The 18,445-nt window shown below is 58.7% G+C and carries 13 protein-coding genes; 7 read left to right on the top strand and 6 right to left on the bottom strand.

Annotation, left to right across the window (positions count from 1 at the left end; genetic code table 11):
- Nucleotides 1-42: 42 nt before the first annotated feature.
- From AC5WNI_RS08600 to metH, 5 genes are all read right to left on the bottom strand, one after another.
- Complete coding sequence (locus AC5WNI_RS08600) at nt 43-486, bottom strand: hypothetical protein (protein WP_225346687.1); 444 nt, start codon at nt 484-486, stop codon at nt 43-45.
- A 100-nt stretch (nt 487-586) separates the two neighbouring features.
- Nucleotides 587-1,501 (bottom strand): ABC transporter substrate-binding protein, encoded by a 915-nt coding sequence (locus AC5WNI_RS08595; protein ID WP_495929138.1) that lies wholly within the window; start codon nt 1,499-1,501, stop codon nt 587-589.
- 45 nt (nt 1,502-1,546) lie between these two features.
- The gene (locus AC5WNI_RS08590; RefSeq protein ID WP_263643029.1) at nt 1,547-1,675 is read right to left on the bottom strand and encodes a hypothetical protein; all 129 of its coding nucleotides are present in this window, start codon (nt 1,673-1,675) and stop codon (nt 1,547-1,549) included.
- 404 nt (nt 1,676-2,079) lie between these two features.
- The gene (locus AC5WNI_RS08585; RefSeq protein ID WP_175088786.1) at nt 2,080-3,408 is read right to left on the bottom strand and encodes an MATE family efflux transporter; all 1,329 of its coding nucleotides are present in this window, start codon (nt 3,406-3,408) and stop codon (nt 2,080-2,082) included.
- 302 nt (nt 3,409-3,710) lie between these two features.
- Nucleotides 3,711-7,436: a methionine synthase gene (metH, locus tag AC5WNI_RS08580; RefSeq protein WP_495929135.1), complete on the bottom strand. Its 3,726-nt coding sequence runs from the start codon at nt 7,434-7,436 to the stop codon at nt 3,711-3,713.
- A gap of 376 nt (nt 7,437-7,812) precedes the next feature.
- Between metH and nfuA the strand changes: the two genes are divergently transcribed.
- The 6 genes from nfuA (at nt 7,813) to AC5WNI_RS08550 (ending at nt 15,710) form a co-directional block, all read left to right on the top strand.
- Complete coding sequence (gene nfuA / locus AC5WNI_RS08575; RefSeq protein WP_175088784.1) at nt 7,813-8,403, top strand: Fe-S biogenesis protein NfuA; 591 nt, start codon at nt 7,813-7,815, stop codon at nt 8,401-8,403.
- A 330-nt stretch (nt 8,404-8,733) separates the two neighbouring features.
- On the top strand, nt 8,734-10,533 hold the full coding sequence (locus AC5WNI_RS08570; RefSeq protein WP_495929133.1) for a diguanylate cyclase domain-containing protein: 1,800 nt from the start codon (nt 8,734-8,736) through the stop codon (nt 10,531-10,533).
- Between the two features lie 347 nt (nt 10,534-10,880).
- Nucleotides 10,881-11,438 carry a diaminobutyrate acetyltransferase gene (ectA, locus tag AC5WNI_RS08565; RefSeq protein ID WP_404813685.1) on the top strand — a complete coding sequence of 186 codons (558 nt, stop codon included), beginning with the start codon at nt 10,881-10,883 and terminating at the stop codon, nt 11,436-11,438.
- Between the two features lie 280 nt (nt 11,439-11,718).
- The gene (gene ectB, locus AC5WNI_RS08560) at nt 11,719-12,984 is read left to right on the top strand and encodes a diaminobutyrate--2-oxoglutarate transaminase (protein ID WP_043334231.1); all 1,266 of its coding nucleotides are present in this window, start codon (nt 11,719-11,721) and stop codon (nt 12,982-12,984) included.
- 159 nt (nt 12,985-13,143) lie between these two features.
- Complete coding sequence (locus tag AC5WNI_RS08555) at nt 13,144-13,536, top strand: ectoine synthase (RefSeq protein ID WP_043334232.1); 393 nt, start codon at nt 13,144-13,146, stop codon at nt 13,534-13,536.
- A gap of 278 nt (nt 13,537-13,814) precedes the next feature.
- The gene (locus AC5WNI_RS08550; protein ID WP_175088781.1) at nt 13,815-15,710 is read left to right on the top strand and encodes an EAL domain-containing protein; all 1,896 of its coding nucleotides are present in this window, start codon (nt 13,815-13,817) and stop codon (nt 15,708-15,710) included.
- A gap of 77 nt (nt 15,711-15,787) precedes the next feature.
- Here AC5WNI_RS08550 and AC5WNI_RS08545 read toward each other — a convergent pair whose 3' ends face one another.
- Complete coding sequence (locus AC5WNI_RS08545) at nt 15,788-16,315, bottom strand: DUF3833 domain-containing protein (RefSeq protein WP_175088780.1); 528 nt, start codon at nt 16,313-16,315, stop codon at nt 15,788-15,790.
- Between the two features lie 1,276 nt (nt 16,316-17,591).
- Between AC5WNI_RS08545 and AC5WNI_RS08540 the strand changes: the two genes are divergently transcribed.
- Nucleotides 17,592-18,422: an ATP-dependent zinc protease family protein gene (locus AC5WNI_RS08540; RefSeq protein ID WP_285460831.1), complete on the top strand. Its 831-nt coding sequence runs from the start codon at nt 17,592-17,594 to the stop codon at nt 18,420-18,422.
- The last annotated feature ends 23 nt before the right edge of the window (nt 18,423-18,445 follow it).

The following is an 18,445-nucleotide window of genomic DNA, read 5'->3' as shown; positions in this document are numbered from 1 at the left end:
TGGTAACGGGCGGCAAGCAACGGTGCGTTGGTGCTCTCCAGTTCAAGTCTGCCAACGGCCTGCTTGACCAGAGAATTCTGATAGACAAGTGGCTTCGAATGCGTGACGGGGGTTCAAGGCTGTGCCGCTTTTGGCTATCTCCTCGACAAGCTCACCCTCATGATTGAAGTAGCGCACGGCATGGACGCTGGCGTGATGACTGAGAGTCTCGAGGTAGGCATGAACTCTCTCATCATCAAAGTTCCAGATGGCGTCCGGCATCGATAGTGCCACGATATCCATCATTTCCTGATGGTCATCATGCATGTGCTCGACGGCCTCACTGGCATAAAGGTAATAACTCACGGCTCCACTGATGGCACAGATGGCGAATACCAGCGGCGCAAGTATCCGCAGTATTCGCCATCTGAGCGGTGACGCATGCTCGCCATCACCCCCGGGTGCCGTATCCGGGGTCTTGACGGGTGTCGGGCCATCATTGATCACGCTGTTCTCCCTCGGTGGCGATGAAAGTCGCCCTGCTAGCTATCCTTGCGGCCCCTCATTGAGGGGTATTCATGAGCGCGCTGGAATGTGCAATCTTCTTCTAGACGGCAGGAGCCTGAGGGAGCAATCCGGATGCCGCGGCCTGGTGATCAAGCATCTGCGCCAATACCTTCATCGGATCAAACCCATAGTCATCCTGCGATGGCTGCAATCCGAAGGCCGCGAAATCTGCAGCCTCCCAGTCAGGATTTTCCAGAAATGGGCCGTATCGAGCCACATTACCATGCGTGATGGCGCTCATCGGAAAGTTGACGGTTCTGGGGGTCCATTCCTCGATATCGGCATGGTCTCTTGCCATCACCATCGCCCAGGCTCCCGCCATGAAATGACCGCCGTCCGTCAACAGCATGCGCTGATCCTTCACCATGCTGATACCCTCCGGTGACCAGTTGAGTCCTGCCACCAGCACATCCACGCCGGGCGTGAGGCTCGCTGACTCGAGCGCAAGAATGGCCCCCTCGGCCATGGCATCATTCGCCGCCCAGATCAGATCATTCTGACCGCTTGAGCGGCTGACCCACTTAAGATATTGCGCAGTAAGATGTTCAGCATCCCGAGTATTCCAGCGCGCCTCGAGTATGCGGTCTATGTGGACATTCTGGTTCTGGGAAAAGCCGGCAAGCATGCCGGTATTGCGGGCAATCGAGGCAGGTGTTCGGGTATCCCCGATCAAGGCAAGCCCATGCAATTGTTCGGTGGGGGACCCTTCCCGCGCCACCTTGATCAACTGGGCCGCCATGCGTTTGCCCGCGGTATGGTTGTCCGGGATGACGCTGCCGATCCAGGAGGGGTGGAGGGACCCCGGGGTGCCATGAATCAGCGCCTGTTCGCGGCTCAGTCCGTTCAACAGCATCACGACATGGGTGTCGTGGCCATCCGCGATCGTCAACAACTCGGATGCCGCCTGCTCTTCATTGACCAGCAGGAGATAATCAGGAGCGGAAGGGCTCTCCAAAGCCTGAATCGCGAGTTTCCTGAGCAGGATGGGATTCCGCTCGGCTTAGACGACTTCCAGCGAGATGTTCAAGTCCAGGGCGGCCGCTCGCATGGTGTTCGTCACCATGTCCCAGAAGCGCTCGCCACGAAGCCCGGGGTTCACGAAGGTGGCGTTCAGCGTGCGTCCTGGCATCGCCTTCTGTGCAACACGTGCCCTCGACTCGCCTTAAGGATAGGTCGAAGCTTGAGTATTTATTGAGGCTCGAGGCGTGAGATCGGAGGAGGAAGAGCCAGAGGATGCGGCGTTGACCAACCCGCTGAGGGCAAGGCAACCACACAGGACGATCAGCCTTGGCAAGCCAAGTTGTACTCGTCCTGTCTCGTGGGTGGCAGCGGACATGGCGTTCTCCCTATTACATTTGATTACAATTCAATCAGGATACGCGACTGGGCAGGCCTTGAATTGACTGCAACAAAGCTGCCATTTACCAAATTTCAACGATTGAACGATCTATATCATTGACTCTTGATATTTACCATGAGCTACAGGAGCGAGTGGCTACAGCGATGAATGGCGAGTCGCATCATAGAGCATTATCAAAGGCGCAAGGCTTGCCATGCTCTTCGCTGCCAGATAAGTCCGAAGACGAGCGAGTTGAGCAGGCGATAGGCGAGCTGAATTGCCCAGATGGCGACGAGGCCCCCTTCCTGATGAACCCCCCACCACCAGGCCGCGGGCAGAAAGATCAGCCACTGCAGGCTCAAGGTGGCAAGCATCACGGTGCGATGGGCGCCGGCGCCCAGCAGTGCCTGGGCCAGCACGATAGCGGTGCAATCGAGCACGATCATGGCGGCCGTCATCTGCAGAGGTAGCTTGCCCAGCTCGATCAACTGTGGGCGATGCAGGAACAATCCGAGCACGCTCTCGGGCGCGACCCACAGTGGCAAGCCCAGCAGCAATAGACACGGCAGTGCCACGCGCACGGTGTCCCACCCCCAGCGGTGGGCCTCTTCATGTTCGCCGCTGCCCAGAGACTGCCCCACCAGACTCATGGCGGCCAGCCCAAGTCCGACCCCGGGCAGTATCAGTAGCAGGGAGAGATTCACCAGTACATGGCCGACCGCGACACTGGCCGCATCGATCTGACCGAGTATCCAGAACAGCATCGCGTAGCCTGCCGCGAACCATAACTGCTGAAAGGAGTGGGGCACCGCGAGCTTCAACAGCGTCAGGTAATGCGTCATCGGCGGCCAGGCATGCAGAACACCGTGCAGACTGCGCTCGCCCAGCGTCGCCTTGATCCACAGCGCCAATGCGACCAGCAGGGACAGTGTCGTACCGGCCCCGGCGCCATCCGCGCCCATCTGCGGAGCACCGAACAGGCCATGGATCAGAATGATGCTGAGCACGACATTGACCGCCTGGGTGATCAACATGATGCGCAGATAGATCCCGGTGCGCTGCAGGCCATTCCAGAAGCCCCGGAAGCAGAACGCCATGGCGACAGGTATCAGCCCCAGCACACGCCATTGAAAATATGACGAGGCCGTTTCATGCACGCCGGACTGGTCATTGATCAGTGACAGCAGCGGCCCAGCCCAGTGATGGCAGGCGAGGGTGACAGGAATGCCGATCGACAACGCCAACACCAGGCCGGCATTGAGGCCTTCGCCACAACGCTCGGGCGATTCCTCGCCCAGGCGTCGCGAGGTCTGAGCCTGAACGGCGGAAGACAGCCCGAAGATCAGTGCCGTGACCATGAACATGGCGTAGCCACCGATCCCGACACCCGCCAGCGCCGTTTCCCCCAGGCTGCCGACCAGTGCCGCATCAATCAGGTTGAGCAGACTCTGCGACAGCATCGCCCCGATGATGGGCAGCGCCAGTTTCAGTATTCGTGTGTTGCGCGCAAGATTCCCCAGCATCAGACGCTCCCACGCGGGGTGGCGAAAGGATATGAAGCTCGGGAAGAATTGAAAGCCTCGAATGTGCCTGAAAAACGGGAAACCAGTGAACAGAGCATTGATTTATAGAGGAGTGATAGACAAAGCAGTGACAACGGCAGCACGGGCGACTCACGACAGCGGACAAGAGGGGCAACATGATAGCGCGCTCGGCAAACTGAAGACATCGGCTCACAGACAACAGCGCGCCCCACTTCCTGAGAGGTGAGGCGCGCGGGGCGACGTTGGCGGTGTCAGACGGTGGGGGCAGCTGACGGGAGGAGTCAATCGGTGTCTGGATCGTAGCCCAGCACCGGCGACAGCCAGCGTTCCATCTCGCCAAGCTCCATTGCCTTGCGGCTCGCCAGGGACTGCACCTGATCGCGAGTGATCTTGCCGGTGGAGAAGTACTTCGACTCCGGGTGCGCGAAGTACCAGCCTGAGACGGCGGCGGCTGGCCACATGGCAAAGCTCTCGGTCAGCTCCATGCCGGCATGCTTGCCTGGTTCGAGCATGCGGAACAGCGTGGCCTTCTCGGTGTGGTCCGGGCAGGCCGGATAGCCGGGCGCCGGACGAATGCCGCGATATTTCTCGGCGATCAACGCCTCGTTGTCGAGTACTTCCTCGCTGTCGTAGCCCCAGAACTCCTTGCGTACGCGCTCGTGCAGGCGCTCGGCAAAGGCTTCGGCGAGACGGTCCGCCAGCGCCTTGACCATGATGGCGTTGTAATCATCGCCAGCCGCCTCGTACTCCCTGGCCAGTTCATCCGCGCCATGCCCGGTGGTCACGGCGAAGCCACCGATCCAGTCCGGCTTGCCGCTATCACGCGGGGCGATGTAGTCGGCAAGACTGTGACAGACGCCATCACGATTCTTGGTCATCTGCTGACGGATATGATGCAGGCGCTCGACCACCTGTGTGCGTGATTCATCGGCGTAGACTTCCAGGGTGTCGTCGTCGACACAGTTGGCCGGCCAGAAGCCGATCACGCCACGCGCCAACAGCACCTTGTCATCGATCAGCTTGCGCAGCATCACCTTGGCATCGGCAAACAACGAACGCGCCGCTTCCCCGACTGTTTCATCCTGCAGAATTTTCGGGTACTTGCCCGCCAGCTGCCAGCTCATGAAGAAGGGCGTCCAGTCGATGCGCTCGACCAGTTCATTCAAATCGTAGTCATCGAAGACCTTGAGGCCGGTAAAGCTCGGGGCCGGCGGGGTGTAATGCTCCCAGTCCGTCTGGAAGCGACGCTTGCGCGCTTCGCGGTAGTCGAGATCCGCGGCCTTGGGGCGGCGCTTGGCATTGCGCTCGCGCACCACGGCGTACTCGGTGCGAATCTGATCGACATAAGCTGCCTTGAGTTCCGGCGACAGCAGACGCGATGCCACGCCCACCGCGCGTGAGGCATCAGTGACATAGATGACCGGCTGATCGTACTGCGGTTCGATCTTGACTGCGGTATGTGCCTTGGACGTGGTGGCACCACCGATCAGCAGCGGCAACTCGAAGCCACGGCGCTGCATCTCCCTCGCGACACTGACCATCTCGTCCAGCGACGGCGTGATCAGCCCCGAAAGCCCGATGATGTCGGCCTTCTCGTCGATGGCGGTCTGCAGAATCTTCTCCGCCGGCACCATCACGCCCAGGTCGATCACCTCATAGTTGTTGCACTGAAGCACCACACCGACGATGTTCTTGCCGATGTCGTGGACATCGCCCTTGACGGTGGCCATGACGATCTTGCCCTTGGCCTGGGTCTCGCCGCTCTTCTCGGCCTCGATGAAGGGGATCAGGTGGGCGACCGCCTGCTTCATGACGCGCGCCGACTTCACCACCTGGGGCAGGAACATCTTGCCCGCGCCGAACAGGTCGCCGACCACATTCATGCCGTCCATCAACGGCCCTTCGATGACCTCGATGGGCCGGGCTGCCTGCAGGCGCGCTTCTTCGGTATCTTCCTCGATATGGACGGTGATGCCCTTGACCAGCGCGTGCTCGATGCGCTTGTTGACCGACCAGCTGCGCCATTCGAGGTCTTCCTTCTTCTCGCCGCTGCTGCCATCGCCCTTGTACTTGTCGGCGATGTCGAGCAGGCGCTCGGTGCTGTCATCGCGGCGGTTGAGCACTACATCCTCGACGGCGTCGCGCAGCTCCCGGGGCAGGTCATCGTAGAGAGCCAACTGGCCGGCGTTGACGATGCCCATGCTCAGGCCCGCCTGGATGGCGTGATAGAGGAATACCGAGTGGATCGCTTCGCGGACCGGATTGTTGCCACGGAACGAGAAGGACACGTTGGAGACGCCACCGGAAATCATCGCGTGGGGCAAGTTGTCATGAATCCAGCGCGTGGCCTCGATGAAATCGACCCCGTAGTTGTCGTGCTCCTCGATGCCGGTGGCGATGGCGAAGATGTTGGGGTCGAAGATGATGTCTTCGGCCGGGAAGCCGATGTCATCGACCAGCATCCGGTAGGCGCGCTCGCAGATCTCTATCTTGCGCTGATAGGTGTCGGCCTGACCGACATCATCGAACGCCATGACCACTACCGCGGCGCCATGGCGACGACAGATCTGCGCCTGCTGACGGAAGCTTTCTTCGCCTTCCTTGAGCGAGATGGAATTGACCACCGCCTTGCCCTGGATGCACTTGAGCCCCGCCTCGATGATGTCCCACTTCGAGGAATCGACCATGATCGGCACGCGCGAGATGTCCGGCTCCGAGGCGATCAGGTTCAGGAAGCGCACCATGGCCTCCTGTGACTCCAGCATGCCCTCATCCATGTTGACGTCGATGACCTGGGCGCCATTCTCGACCTGTTCGAGGGCCACTTCCAGCGCGGTGGTGTAGTCCTCCTCCTTGATCAGGCGGCGGAAGCGCGCGGAGCCGGTGACGTTGGTGCGCTCACCAACATTGACGAAGAGCGAGTCCGGCTGAATGTTGAAGGGCTCAAGTCCCGACAGGCGGCAGGCCGGCGCGATCTCCGGCACCTTGCGCGGCGGGTACTGGGACACCACGCGCTTGACCGCCTGTATGTGCTGCGGGGTGGAGCCACAGCAGCCACCGATGATGTTGAGCAGGCCCGCGGCGGCGAAGGAGCCGATGATCTCGGCCATCTCGTCCGGGGTCTGGTCGTACTCGCCGAATTCGTTGGGCAGGCCGGCGTTGGGGTGCGCGGAAACAAAGGTATCGGCCTTCTCGGACAGCTCACGCAGATAAGGACGTAGCTCCTCGGCGCCCAGTGCGCAGTTGAGGCCAATGCTCAGCGGGCGCGCGTGACGGACCGAGTTCCAGAAGGCTTCAGTAGTCTGGCCGGACAGCGTACGCCCCGAGGCATCGGTGATGGTGCCGGAGATCATCACCGGCAGGCGCGGATGGCCTTCGTCGAACAGCTCCTCGAGGGCGTAGATCGCCGCCTTGGCATTCAGGGTGTCGAAGATTGTCTCGATCAGGATCAGGTCTGCGCCGCCCTCGAAGAGCGCCAATGCGGCTTCGCGGTAGTTGTCGCGCAGGATATCGAAGGTGACATTGCGCTTGGCGGGGTCATTCACGTCCGGCGAGATGGAGCAGGTGCGGCTGGTCGGACCCAGCACCCCGGCGACGAAGCGCGGGATGCCAGTCTCGGCGGCCACGGCATCCGCCGTCTTGCGCGCCAGGCGTGCCGATTCGAGGTTGATCTCGTGGACCAGCGCCTGCATGCCGTAATCGGACTGCGACAGCTGAGTGGCATTGAAGGTGTTGGTCTCGACGATATCGGCGCCGGCCTCGAAGTAGGCGCGGTGGATCGCCTCGACGATGTCCGGTCGGGTCAACGCCAGCAGATCGTTGTTGCCCTTGATGTCGCTGGGCCAGTCGGCGAAGCGCTCACCTCGGAAGTCTTCCTCCTCCAGCCCGTAACTCTGCAACATGGTGCCCATGCCGCCATCGAGGATCAGGATGCGTTCCTGCAGCGCCTGGCTCAGCGCGTCGGGCAAGGACAGAGAATAAGGAACAGGGGATTGGGCTTGCGCCATGACGGACTCCAGCGTACGTGACCTGTCGCGTTGTTTCCCGGGCGGGCAACTTTCTCTACCAAGCCAGTGCTTTGCCAAGCCAGCATCTTGCCGAGAAAGTCACACGCCACAGGCGCGAACTCATTGCTATTGAGAGGCGCCGGCGAGGGATTCGCTCAGAAACCCCCGCCTTGGCCAGTTGGAGCTATCGTATCAGACTACAGAAGCGTCACGATGAGCATGATTCATGCGCAACATGAGTCAGTCAGGAGTGTCCAAAAGGGAGTGGTCGCGCGCAGTCACCAAACCCGAGTGATTTGCTCAGGATTGCGAGTGCAGCAGGTTTTCCCTTAACATGGAGCCATTAGTCACCTGACATCAAGAGAGTCTCTGCGCCATGAGTGAGAGCATCCAGATTACCGATAGCGCCCAAGAGTATCTTGCCGAGCTGCTCGAGAAGCAGAACGTCGAAGGTATCGGCGTGCGCATCTTCATCACCCAGCCGGGCACTCCATATGCCGAGACCTGTCTCGCCTATTGCCGTCCGGGCGAGGAAGAGCCGACGGATGAGATCCTGGATCTGCCGAAGCTGAAGGTCTATCTCGACACGCACAGCGTGCCTTTCTTGGAAGAAGCGACCGTCGACTTCAATGCCGATCGCATGGGCGGCCAGCTGACCATCAAGGCACCGAACGCCAAGATGCCCAAGGTCAACGCGGATAGCCCGCTGGAAGATCGCATCAACTATATCCTCTACAGCGAGATCAACCCGGGGCTTGCAGCTCATGGCGGCGAGATCAAACTGGTGCAGCTGACCGAAGAGCAGGTCGCCGTCCTGCAGTTCGGCGGCGGTTGCCAAGGCTGCTCCGCCGTCGATCTGACCCTGAAGGATGGTGTCGAGAAGACGCTGATGGAGCGTATCCCGGAATTGACCGGTGTCCGTGACGTCACCGATCATACCGACACGACCAACGCCTACTACAGCTGAGGGCGGGTCTGGCTTCAGGCATGTGGCCAGGCCAATGCCAGAGTCGATCCAAGCACAGGCCAAGAACGCAATCTCCCATCGATTTTCGGTGGGAGATTTTTTTATGCGTGCGACGTCGGCCTCTCATGGGTTGAAGCGAGCTGGCGCGAGCCTGGGATATCCATGCCAGGGCGCGCGGCGTATGAAGGGAGGCTCAGTGAAGTAGCTGAGTAAAGTATTAGGGTTGTCTGGTATCGTGGCAGTATCTTTTTCATGCTGGCATCAGCTCTACGGCTGTCCGGCATGACGTGTTCGTCGAACCTTTCCTTCCATCGTCAAGAGATAGCCTTCATGAGTCTGGCCAACCTGCGTTTTCGCACCATCAACATCATCATCTGTGTGCTTTCTGCCTTGGCGGGTCTGGTGTTGCTGATCGTGTTGGCATTTATTACCCGTAATGTGTCCGACCTGCAGCGTGGCTGGCAGGAATATCAGCAGGCGCGCTCTGACAAGTCGCGCCTGGAGGGCCAGCTGACCAAGGCTCTGGGCTATGGCGGCATGGTGCATGATTTCAAGAATCTCGTGCTGCGTCAGGATATTGATTTGATCGGCGAGGTGCAGAACGAGATCGGTGCCGCTCGAAGTGCCTTGAACCGTTATCAGAACCTCGGGTTGTCCCAGCAGGAAGAACAGGCGGTGGCAGGCCTGCGCGCCACCATCAGTCGCTATGAGATGATGGTCCCCAGGATACGCGCGATGATCGAGCAGGGGCGTTCAAGTGCCGATATCGACAAGGTGGTACAGATCGATGATTTCCAGGCTGTCTCAGGGCTAGATACCTTGCGCCGTATCTCCGTCGCTGAGTTACGTGATAATGACAACCCGCTTGAGAACGGCATGGGTAAGGCGAGACTGGTAGCCAACCTGCGACGTGACCTCGGCTATGGCGAGATGATCCACCACTTCAAGAATTACGTACTGCGTAGTGATGCTATCTACGGTCAACAGGCGGCGCAGGACCTCAAGTCGCTGCGAGCGACACTGACGGCATATCGTGAGATGGGCATGAATACTGCCGAGCAGCGTGCTATTCGCGATATTGCCGATGTCATCCAGTCCTACAGTGACCGCTTGAACAAGGTCAGCCAGTTGCATGACCAGCAGACAGAGCTTTCGCCGCGTGAGATCGATCAGCAAGTCAGGGTCAATGAAGCACAAGCGCTTGCAGCACTGGCGGTGCTGGATCATGAAACCCACATGCGGATCGGGGCGACCTCTGCCTCGGTAGGCAAGACGCTCAATCTGTTGGCCACGGTGGCGCCGGTCGTCAATGGCCTGGCGTTGGCGATGATCGTGGTGCTGATCGGCATCTCGATGTGGCTGTTTGGACGTTATGTCCTGGTGCCGATACGTCGTCTAACGCAGACCATGAATACCTTGGCCAACGATGATGTGAGCGTGGTGATCGATAGTACTCAGCACACCAATGAAGTGGGCCAGATGGCGCGGGCGTTGCAGAAGTTCAAGTACAACATCATCGAGAGCAACAACTACAAGAAGCGCATCACGCAACTGGCGATGCATGATTCTCTGACGGGGCTGCCCAATCGACAGCATTTCTATGAGCGGGTCGAGCATTGGCTCGAAAGCGTCAGTGACGAAGGCGTGCAGCTGGCGTGTCTCATGCTGGACATCGACAAGTTCAAGCCCATCAATGATACCCATGGCCATGCTGCCGGGGATGTGGCGCTCAAGGTGATCGCGGAGCGACTCAATCAGGTGGTGCGCAAGGGCGATTTCGTCGCGCGTCTGGGAGGCGATGAGTTCGTGGTGCTGGTCCACAATGCCGACATCCAGGCGAATCTGGGTCGCCACGGGGAACTCGCCCAGCTGGCCCAGCGCATCATCGACAGTCTGGGCAAGCCATTCCTGTATGAAGAGCACAAGCTGGAAGTGGGCTGCAGCATCGGGATTGCCATCGCTCCTCAACATGGCGCCGACCGTGAACAGCTATCACACAATGCGGACATGGCGCTGTACGCCGCCAAGCATGAGGGACGCAATTGCGCGGTGCAGTTCAGCCGCCATGATGAGCTGGGCCAGATTGTTGCGATCGCGAGCAAGAAGCGTGATGTGCAGAAACAGCAGTGACGGAAGCCCTAGGGTTCAAGCACTAGTGCAGAAGCCGCCTCAGCGGCATTGGCAACGATAGCAAGGCTAGATGCCGCATGAGCAGGCAATCTAACGGCGCCCCTCGGGGCGCCGTTTTGCGTCTGGTGGGGATAAACCACCTGCGGGCGGTGGGCAAGGGCGAGTATTGCCCGGTACTGGTACTGGCCACGGCCCCGGCTTGCGCGCTCACCGACACGGGGCTTGGGATAATTCTACGTTATCCATACGCTTCACGAGAATAATTTATGGTTTGCGACATCCATAACGGTTTGTTATGGTTTATAGCGAATTCGCCAACTGCGAAATATTTTATGAAAACCATGACAATGACTTCCACGATTCAGGGCCTGGCCCACCACACCCACGATGCTGTGATCAACCGCGCCAGCGCGCCGTTGTTCATCCGTCAGCCGACTACCGATGATGGTTGGGGTATCTATGAGCTGGTCAAGGCCTGCCCGCCGCTGGACCTCAATTCAGGGTATTCGTACGTTTTGCTTGCCACGCAGTTCCGTGACAGCTGTGCCATCGCGACAGATGAGGAAGGTGAGGTCGTCGGCTTCGTTTCCGGTTACACCCGCAACGACGCCCCGCAGACCTTCTTCCTTTGGCAGATCGCCGTCGGTGAGAAGGCGCGTGGTACTGGCTTGGCACGTCGTTTGATTGAAGCCGTGATGAAGCGTCCCGAAATGGCGCACGTGCGTCATCTTGAGACCACCATCACGCCGGACAACGAGGCGTCCTGGGCATTGTTCACTCGCCTCGCCGAGCGCTGGCAGGTGCCGCTTCACTCGCGTGAATACTTCTCTTCAGACCAGCTGGGTGGCGTGCACCTAGCCGAAAACCTGGTGCGCATCGGCCCGTTCCTGCCAAGAGACATCTGAGTGCTCGACGCGCTCAAGGCTCTGTGCGATCAAGGCCCATGCGCAGCAAGGGCGGGTAGCAAATCGCAAGAAGTCCCGGACGGGGCGCTGTCATGATTCTTGTGTCGGTCGTCGAGAAGAATCACGTCCCGTTCGGTAGATGTTCACGACAGGAAGGTTGTGACATCTCCTGCTGACCCCATGTGTTAGCGAGGTGGGGGCAGTGTCATTCGTTGGATCGTCTTTACATTCTGGTATGGCCTTTTAGTACGCGGCCATCCATCACCAGGGAGGTGACAGCATGAATACGCAGATTCTCGAACAGATGGAATCCGAGGTACGCACTTATTCGCGTTCTTTCCCGACCGTTTTCACCAAGGCGCAGAATGCCCACCTGTTCACCGAGGACGGCAAGCGCTACATCGATTTCCTCGCCGGTGCCGGTGTGCTCAACTACGGGCATAATCATCCGGTACTCAAGAAGGCACTGGTCGATTACATCAGCAATGATGGCATCATTCACGGTCTGGATATGTGGACTTCCGCTAAGCGCGATTTCCTCGAAGCGCTGGAGGAAGTGATCCTCAAGCCGCGTGGTCTGGACTACAAGGTCCACTTCCCGGGGCCGACCGGCACCAACGCGGTCGAAGCTGCCATTCGTCTGGCGCGCAAGGTTTCCGGCCGCCACAACATCGTGTCGTTCACCAACGGCTTCCATGGTGTGACCATGGGTGCGCTGGCCACCACCGGTAACGCCAAGTTCCGCGATGCGGCAGGCCTGCCGGCGCAGGGTGCGCAATTCGTGCCTTACGATGGCTACATGGGTGAGGGCATCGACACCGTTGCCTATCTCGACAAGCTGCTCAAAGATTCCTCTAGCGGTCTGGATCGCCCGGCAGCAGTGCTGGTCGAGACCGTACAGGGTGAGGGCGGTATCAACCCGGCCTCCATCGAATGGCTCCAGCGTCTGGATGCGTTGTGCAAGGAGCACAAGATCCTGCTGATCGTGGATGATATCCAGGCGGGTTGTGGTCGTACCGGCAAGTTCTTCAGCTTCGAGCACGCCAACATCGTGCCGGATATCGTCTGCAACTCGAAGTCGCTGTCTGCCTCCGGTGTGCCGTTCGCGATGGTGATGATGCGTCCCGAGCTGGACCAGTGGAAGCCGAGCCAGTACAACGGCACCTTCCGTGGCCACGCCCTGGCCTTCGTTACCGGCGCCGCCGCGCTGCGCCACTTCTGGAGCGATGACAAGTTCGAGCGCGACATCCAGCGTAAGGGCCGTATCGTCGAAGACCGCTTCCAGAAGATTGCCGCCAAGGCTCGCGAGAACGGCTTCGAAGCGCACGAGAAGGGCCGTGGCCTGATGCGCGGTATCGATGTCCGTGACGGTGAGCTGGCCGATGCCATCACCTCACGCTGCTTCGAGCAGGGCTTGATCATCGAGACCAGTGGTCATTCCGGTCAGGTCGTCAAGTGCCTGTGCCCGCTGACCATCCGCGACGAAGATCTGCTGGAAGCCCTCGATATCATCGAGGAAAACGCTGCCGCGGTGCTGTCCAAGTAACGTTGTCTTCCCGCGGGGCGCCCGATCATCGGTGCCCCGCGGGTCGTTGGTGAGCCCTTGGCTTGCCATCCCCACCGATTGCCCATCCAGGTCATCCCTTCGTTACGGTAATCGCCATCTGTCAGCTGTCGATGTCAGGCAGCCTAGTGAGGAAAACACATGATCGTTCGCAATCTCGAAGAAGCTCGCAGCACCGATCGTCTGGTCAAGGCCGAGAATGGCAACTGGGATAGCACGCGCCTGCTGCTCGATGAAGATGGTGGCAAGTGTTCGTTCCACATCACCCGAATCTTTGAAGGCACCGAGACCCACATCCATTACAAGCATCACTATGAAGTGGTGTATTGCATGGAAGGTGAGGGTGAGGTCGAAACCTTGGCCGATGGCAAGATCTGGCCGATCAAGCCGGGCGACATCTATATCCTCAACGAGCATGACGATCACCTGCTGCGTGCCACCAAGACCATGCACTTGGCCTGTGTGTTCACCCCAGGCCTGACCGGCAAGGAAGTCCATCGTGAAGATGGCTCCTATGCACCTGCCGAAGCCTGAGACCCTGTCGCGTCTTGAGTGAGGCGCGAAGCGCCTGACCTCAAAGGGACAAGCGCCATCCAGAAAGCCCCGTAGCCTTGCTGCGGGGCTTTCTGCGTCGTGGTGAAGAGAAATTGCATCATGAAGTTGCCTAATGGCAGGGCGTGCAGGGCTTTACACGCTCAATTATCGTTAGTGGCGCGTAATTTGCCGACTCTGCCAGTCAACAGTCGAGACGAGTATGCTCAAGTACTAAAATGCGGTTATATCTCCTGGAAATTCCAACGAGGAAGTAGGCCATGGCAGATTCCACTCCAAAGACGACCCTCGCGCCAGGTGGGCGCCCCGGCTTCAGGCCGGCGGCGCCTCATCCGCGTGAAGAAGAGCGTCTCAATAGCCTGCATTCTTTACATGTATTGGATAGTGATCATGAAAAGCGTTATGACGATCTGACGCGCCTGGTCGCCGATATCTTTGATGTGCCCATCTGCCTCGTGTCGCTGGTGGACGAAGACCGCCAGTGGTTCAAGGCCCATTGTGGGCTGGATGCACGGCAGACGGACAGGGATCTCGCTTTCTGTGCCCACGCGCTGCATGAAGAGCGCTTTCTGGTCATCAATGATGCGCGTCAGGATGAGCGCTTCTTTGATAACGCCCTGGTGACAGGGCCACCGCATGTCTGCTTCTATGCGGGTGCCGTGCTGCGTGATAGTAGCGGATTGCCGCTGGGCACCTTGTGTCTGATCGACCACAAGCCCCGTCAGCTGGCTACGGCCCAGCTGGAGCGGCTGGAGCGTTGTGCACTGTTGGTCGAGAATGAGCTAATCCAGCGTGATGCGCTGCTGGCAGAACGCGCACGCGCCACCCTGCAAGCCAATATCGACCCCATTACCGGCTACAGCCTGCGTAGGCGCTTTCTTCAGAAAATGGCTGCTTGGCTAGAAGAATATGCAAGCCAAGGGCCGATACAAGTCATCCTGATTAAGCTGCAAAATGCTGAAAGACTGCGCAGGCAGCAGGGTGTCGATTTCTACGAAGGCGTACTGCAATCATTGTCCCACCAGCTCAATGAAAACTTCGATGATGAGAGCCTACTCAAGGGGCGCATCAGCGAAGATACCCTGATGATTTTGTTACCTCGTAACCAGGCCTTACACGGCATGCGCTGGCATCGTTTCGTGGAACAACCTTGGCTATTGCATCTCTCCGCCAACACCCGACCTGATTTACTGATCGGAGCAGGCACCTTCATCAGCGATGACATGTCAGGGGCGGAACTGGTCGAGGTGGTGGAAGAAGAGCTTGTCTGTGCCAGTGAATGGGCGCCGAAAGAGAAGGGCGTGCAGTTCGCGGATCTGACAGACAATCTGAATCTGCGTTTCGAGATGAACAACCGCTTTGCCCAAGCACTTCGTGACAATGAACTACGTATCCACCTGCAGCCAATCGTCACTGCTGGCCGTCAAAGCCTCAGTGGTCAGGAAGTGCTACTGCGCTGGCAGGACAAGGATCGCTGGATCACACCCCATCAGATGCTGCGCATCGCCAGACACGCGGGGCTGGATGAGGAGCTTGATATCTGGGTCTTGCGCAGAAGTTGCGCTTTGCTGAGCCATTGGGTTTCGACTAGGGAGGAGGGGGCTACCGTGTTGCCGCTGTCGTTGAACGTAACGGCGTCGCGTCTCGTTGAAGCCGAGTATATGGATGTTCTGCGGCGCGTTCTTCGCCTCTACAGACTCAGGGGAGATTGCCTTCGCCTTGATATCAGCGGTGTCGAGAGTTTTGTCGCGACGCCTGAGCCATTGGTCTCGGCGATGAAATCGCTGGCCAATGACGGCATCAGCTTCTGTGTCGACCGTTTCGGCCCTGAGCATGACAGCCTGCGTCTGTTAAGCATGCTGCCCATCGCTAGCGTGAAACTGCATCCTCGCTGGATCAGTCTGTTGCAGACCGATACGCGTCAGGGGCGGCTATTGAAAGCCTGGACGGCGGCATTGCATGCCCTTGATATATCCGCCATCGCAGTTGGCATCGAACACTCACGCCATCGCCAGACAATGGTTGATCTGGGCTTTGATCAATTGCAGGGACACGCTTTCGGAGAGCCGATGGCGCCAGATGAAGATTACGGTAAATGGAAGGCTAGGGTGGAAAGCTCTCTTGAGCCGCAATCTGACAAATCCGCCGACACATGATGGCTAGGCTATCAGATGCTGGCGCTTATCAAGGATTAGAGCCATTAAGGGCTCACGTTATTGCCGCGCAAGAGCTGTCATTTCGGCTCAGACGCTGGTGAGTCACAGGGACAACGCTGAAATGCCAGGGTAATATTAGCGGCTTCGAGGCCCAGTTTGCGCATCGAAGTCCGGTTCAGGATGCGGCCGTCCGGTTGCAGATACATCCAGTCATCCATGCTGAACTCCCAAGTACTGTCGTCGATCGGTACTTGAAGCACGTAGTTCATGCGCAGGGCATTACCGCGGGTCGTCGCTGTCGCTTCGCCCGTAACATCCGCCGCTCGACCGATCCATTGGCGATCACCCGCAGGGGTAAAGGTCCAGCGGCGGTGTTGTGTCTCGCCATCGGCATAGACGAAGTCTTCCTCAAGAATCAGCTGGTTGCCTTGCATGCTGCCGATAACATCGACCACGAACCGCCGCGTCACCTCACCACGGTAATCCTGCACCATGCCCCAGCCACGCGTGTGGCCCAGGAAGTAGTCATCGATGCGAAATTCAGGGCCGCTGCCCGCGTAATCCTCTATCTGAGGCCCGCTACAGGCTGACAATCCCGCTGCCATGATCAACACTGCTGCACGGCCGCTGATGCGCCGAAGGCGTCGAATGCCGTTGTGCATGAATCCAGCGCTAGCTGACAGACAGGACGGGAAGGAGGGCATCGCTGACTCCGATTCGCGCCGACGCGTGAGTCATCACGGCGCGCGGCAAGGTTGAGTGACTAGATGAGCGGTGTGGGTCACATGTGGCTCGAATTATTCTACAACACTTGTGCGTTAATTCTATCAAGGATAAGTTTTTTCGCGCTCTTGAGCTAACGGGCTGTTTGCACACGGACTCTGGCAAAATGGCTCGGAGTGCCTGGTGCGAGCTCAAGTGGATCGTGATCCTTGCCGTCGCTGATGCAAGCGACAGGTTCAACTCGCTGGACTTGGCCCGACGACTCGACCTGATAGGCCTGACCTGATGGACCAAAGCAACTGACCATACGGGCGCCCAGGATCACTAATGAACCCGTGTATATTGTAGTTCGCATAATATATATTATGTTAAATGCGATGTTTCGTGAGCGTGCTCAAGCTGTGTACGTCGGTGCCTTGTTCATCCGGGCTGTGTAAGTCAATGCTTGAGCGTCGATCTTCAGGCACCTGACTTCTTCCGCGTGCATGACAGTTTCTGCATAGCTGCTTGTGAATCTCAGGTTCTGCTTGCGATTAAAGTCAGTCGATGGAGTCAGTCGACGTTCCGGCCTATCTTTTCGCCTATCTTTTGCTGAGTGGCTTCCATTAGATCAGTTTGGCGACAGTCTGGCTCGCTATGTCGGCGCGTTCTCATCCCAGAGCGTGTCGTTGCAATGCGGTGATTCCGTGCTGACGCTACGGTGGCACCCTGAACAATGCGCAAACAGTGAGGTCTGGCTGTGCAACTTGCCGCGAAGGCTGCTCCTGTCTGGAGGGTGGATTCCATCAAGGTTTTCGTCACCTGAAGGCGACGCAAGCCAAGCTGGCGTTATATCTCCTGCCGGCTGACAGCGGCTCTGACCCACGACTGGTGGGACCTTGTGTGGTCTGTCCTCGACTGGCGACAGAAAGTGATCGCTACGTTGGTGAATCGCAGGAAATGGCTCGGCGTCAGGTGCTGAAACATGGACAGTCACCATTCGGGCTACGTATGATCGCCCCCAGTAACGCTTCGGTGCTAGAACGCCCAAGCTATACAAGGGAATACCCAGGCATCGTCGAGTCAGTGTGCTAACTGACTGACGATGGACAAGAATTATGTCTGCCGTTCACACAGGTTGTAGAGCGGCAGCAAGGCTGAACAGGAACCTTCTCCCCTATGCTGATCCGCAAGCTGCTATTGCCTGTTACCTTGACCAGTGTCGTCGTCATGGCCGGCTGCGTCCCGGCACAACCGCAACCGCAGAAACCGGTATTGACGCCAGATGCCTTTTCACAGCGCATCGATGCCCTGCAGGAACAGCTGGCAGGACAATGCAATGTCCAACAGCAGCAACTTGCCGACCAGCAGGCACTGAGCCGCTCTCTGCGTCGTGACGTGCGAGAAGTCGGCAGTCAGCTGCGCCAGATCCATGCCGAGATGGAACAGCCCCCACAGCCGCAGGCCGTGGAAGCCTGCAAGGCCGTGACCGACAACCCCATCCTCGACAAGACCTTGCTTGGGCGTGTCGAGTGGGTCGGCTTCCCCACCATCAATAGCTATTTCAAGGCACGTATCGACACCGGGGCCAACACCTCGTCGCTGTCGGCACGTGATATCACCGAATTCGAGCGCGACGGCGCCAAATGGGTCAAGTTCAAGCTCGCACTGCGGGATGACGGCAAGTATTTCGTGTCAGGTGATCGGGACAAGTGGGTCGAGGCCCAGGTCAGCCGCACGGTGACCATCATCCAGGCCTCCGGTCGCGAAGAGCGTCCTGTCGTCAGCCTGCTGATGACACTGGGTGACATCAAGCAGAAGGTCGAGTTCACCCTCAATGATCGTCGTGATCTCACCTATCCGGTATTGCTGGGCCGTCGCTTCATGATGGACATCGCTGCGGTGGACGTCAGCCGTACCTTCATCAATGCACGCCCGGAATACCCGGGCAGTGCACCCAGTAACGAAGCGGCCAAGGACGAGGACCCGAACGAAGGCAACCGCGACTGAGTGGCAAGCGCCCTCCTGTCTCC

The organism is Cobetia sp. PDI-12MA (assembly GCF_059507695.1).
The sequence above is the reverse complement of the archived record's forward strand: the minus strand, read 5'-3'. Positions and strand labels throughout refer to the sequence as shown.

Excerpts from the sequence above, each read along its gene's own strand:
- ectB (WP_043334231.1), top strand. The coding sequence starts at position 11,719 with ATGAATACGCAGATTCTCGAACAGATGGAATCCGAGGTACGCACTTAT.
- AC5WNI_RS08550 (WP_175088781.1), top strand. The coding sequence starts at position 13,815 with ATGGCAGATTCCACTCCAAAGACGACCCTCGCGCCAGGTGGGCGCCCC.
- AC5WNI_RS08555 (WP_043334232.1), top strand. The coding sequence starts at position 13,144 with ATGATCGTTCGCAATCTCGAAGAAGCTCGCAGCACCGATCGTCTGGTC.
- metH (WP_495929135.1), bottom strand. The coding sequence starts at position 7,436 with ATGGCGCAAGCCCAATCCCCTGTTCCTTATTCTCTGTCCTTGCCCGAC.
- AC5WNI_RS08570 (WP_495929133.1), top strand. The coding sequence starts at position 8,734 with ATGAGTCTGGCCAACCTGCGTTTTCGCACCATCAACATCATCATCTGT.
- AC5WNI_RS08545 (WP_175088780.1), bottom strand. The coding sequence starts at position 16,315 with ATGGCAGCGGGATTGTCAGCCTGTAGCGGGCCTCAGATAGAGGATTAC.
- ectA (WP_404813685.1), top strand. The coding sequence starts at position 10,881 with ATGACTTCCACGATTCAGGGCCTGGCCCACCACACCCACGATGCTGTG.
- nfuA (WP_175088784.1), top strand. The coding sequence starts at position 7,813 with ATGAGTGAGAGCATCCAGATTACCGATAGCGCCCAAGAGTATCTTGCC.
- AC5WNI_RS08540 (WP_285460831.1), top strand. The coding sequence starts at position 17,592 with ATGCTGATCCGCAAGCTGCTATTGCCTGTTACCTTGACCAGTGTCGTC.
- AC5WNI_RS08590 (WP_263643029.1), bottom strand. The coding sequence starts at position 1,675 with ATGCCAGGACGCACGCTGAACGCCACCTTCGTGAACCCCGGGCTTCGT.
- AC5WNI_RS08585 (WP_175088786.1), bottom strand. The coding sequence starts at position 3,408 with ATGCTGGGGAATCTTGCGCGCAACACACGAATACTGAAACTGGCGCTG.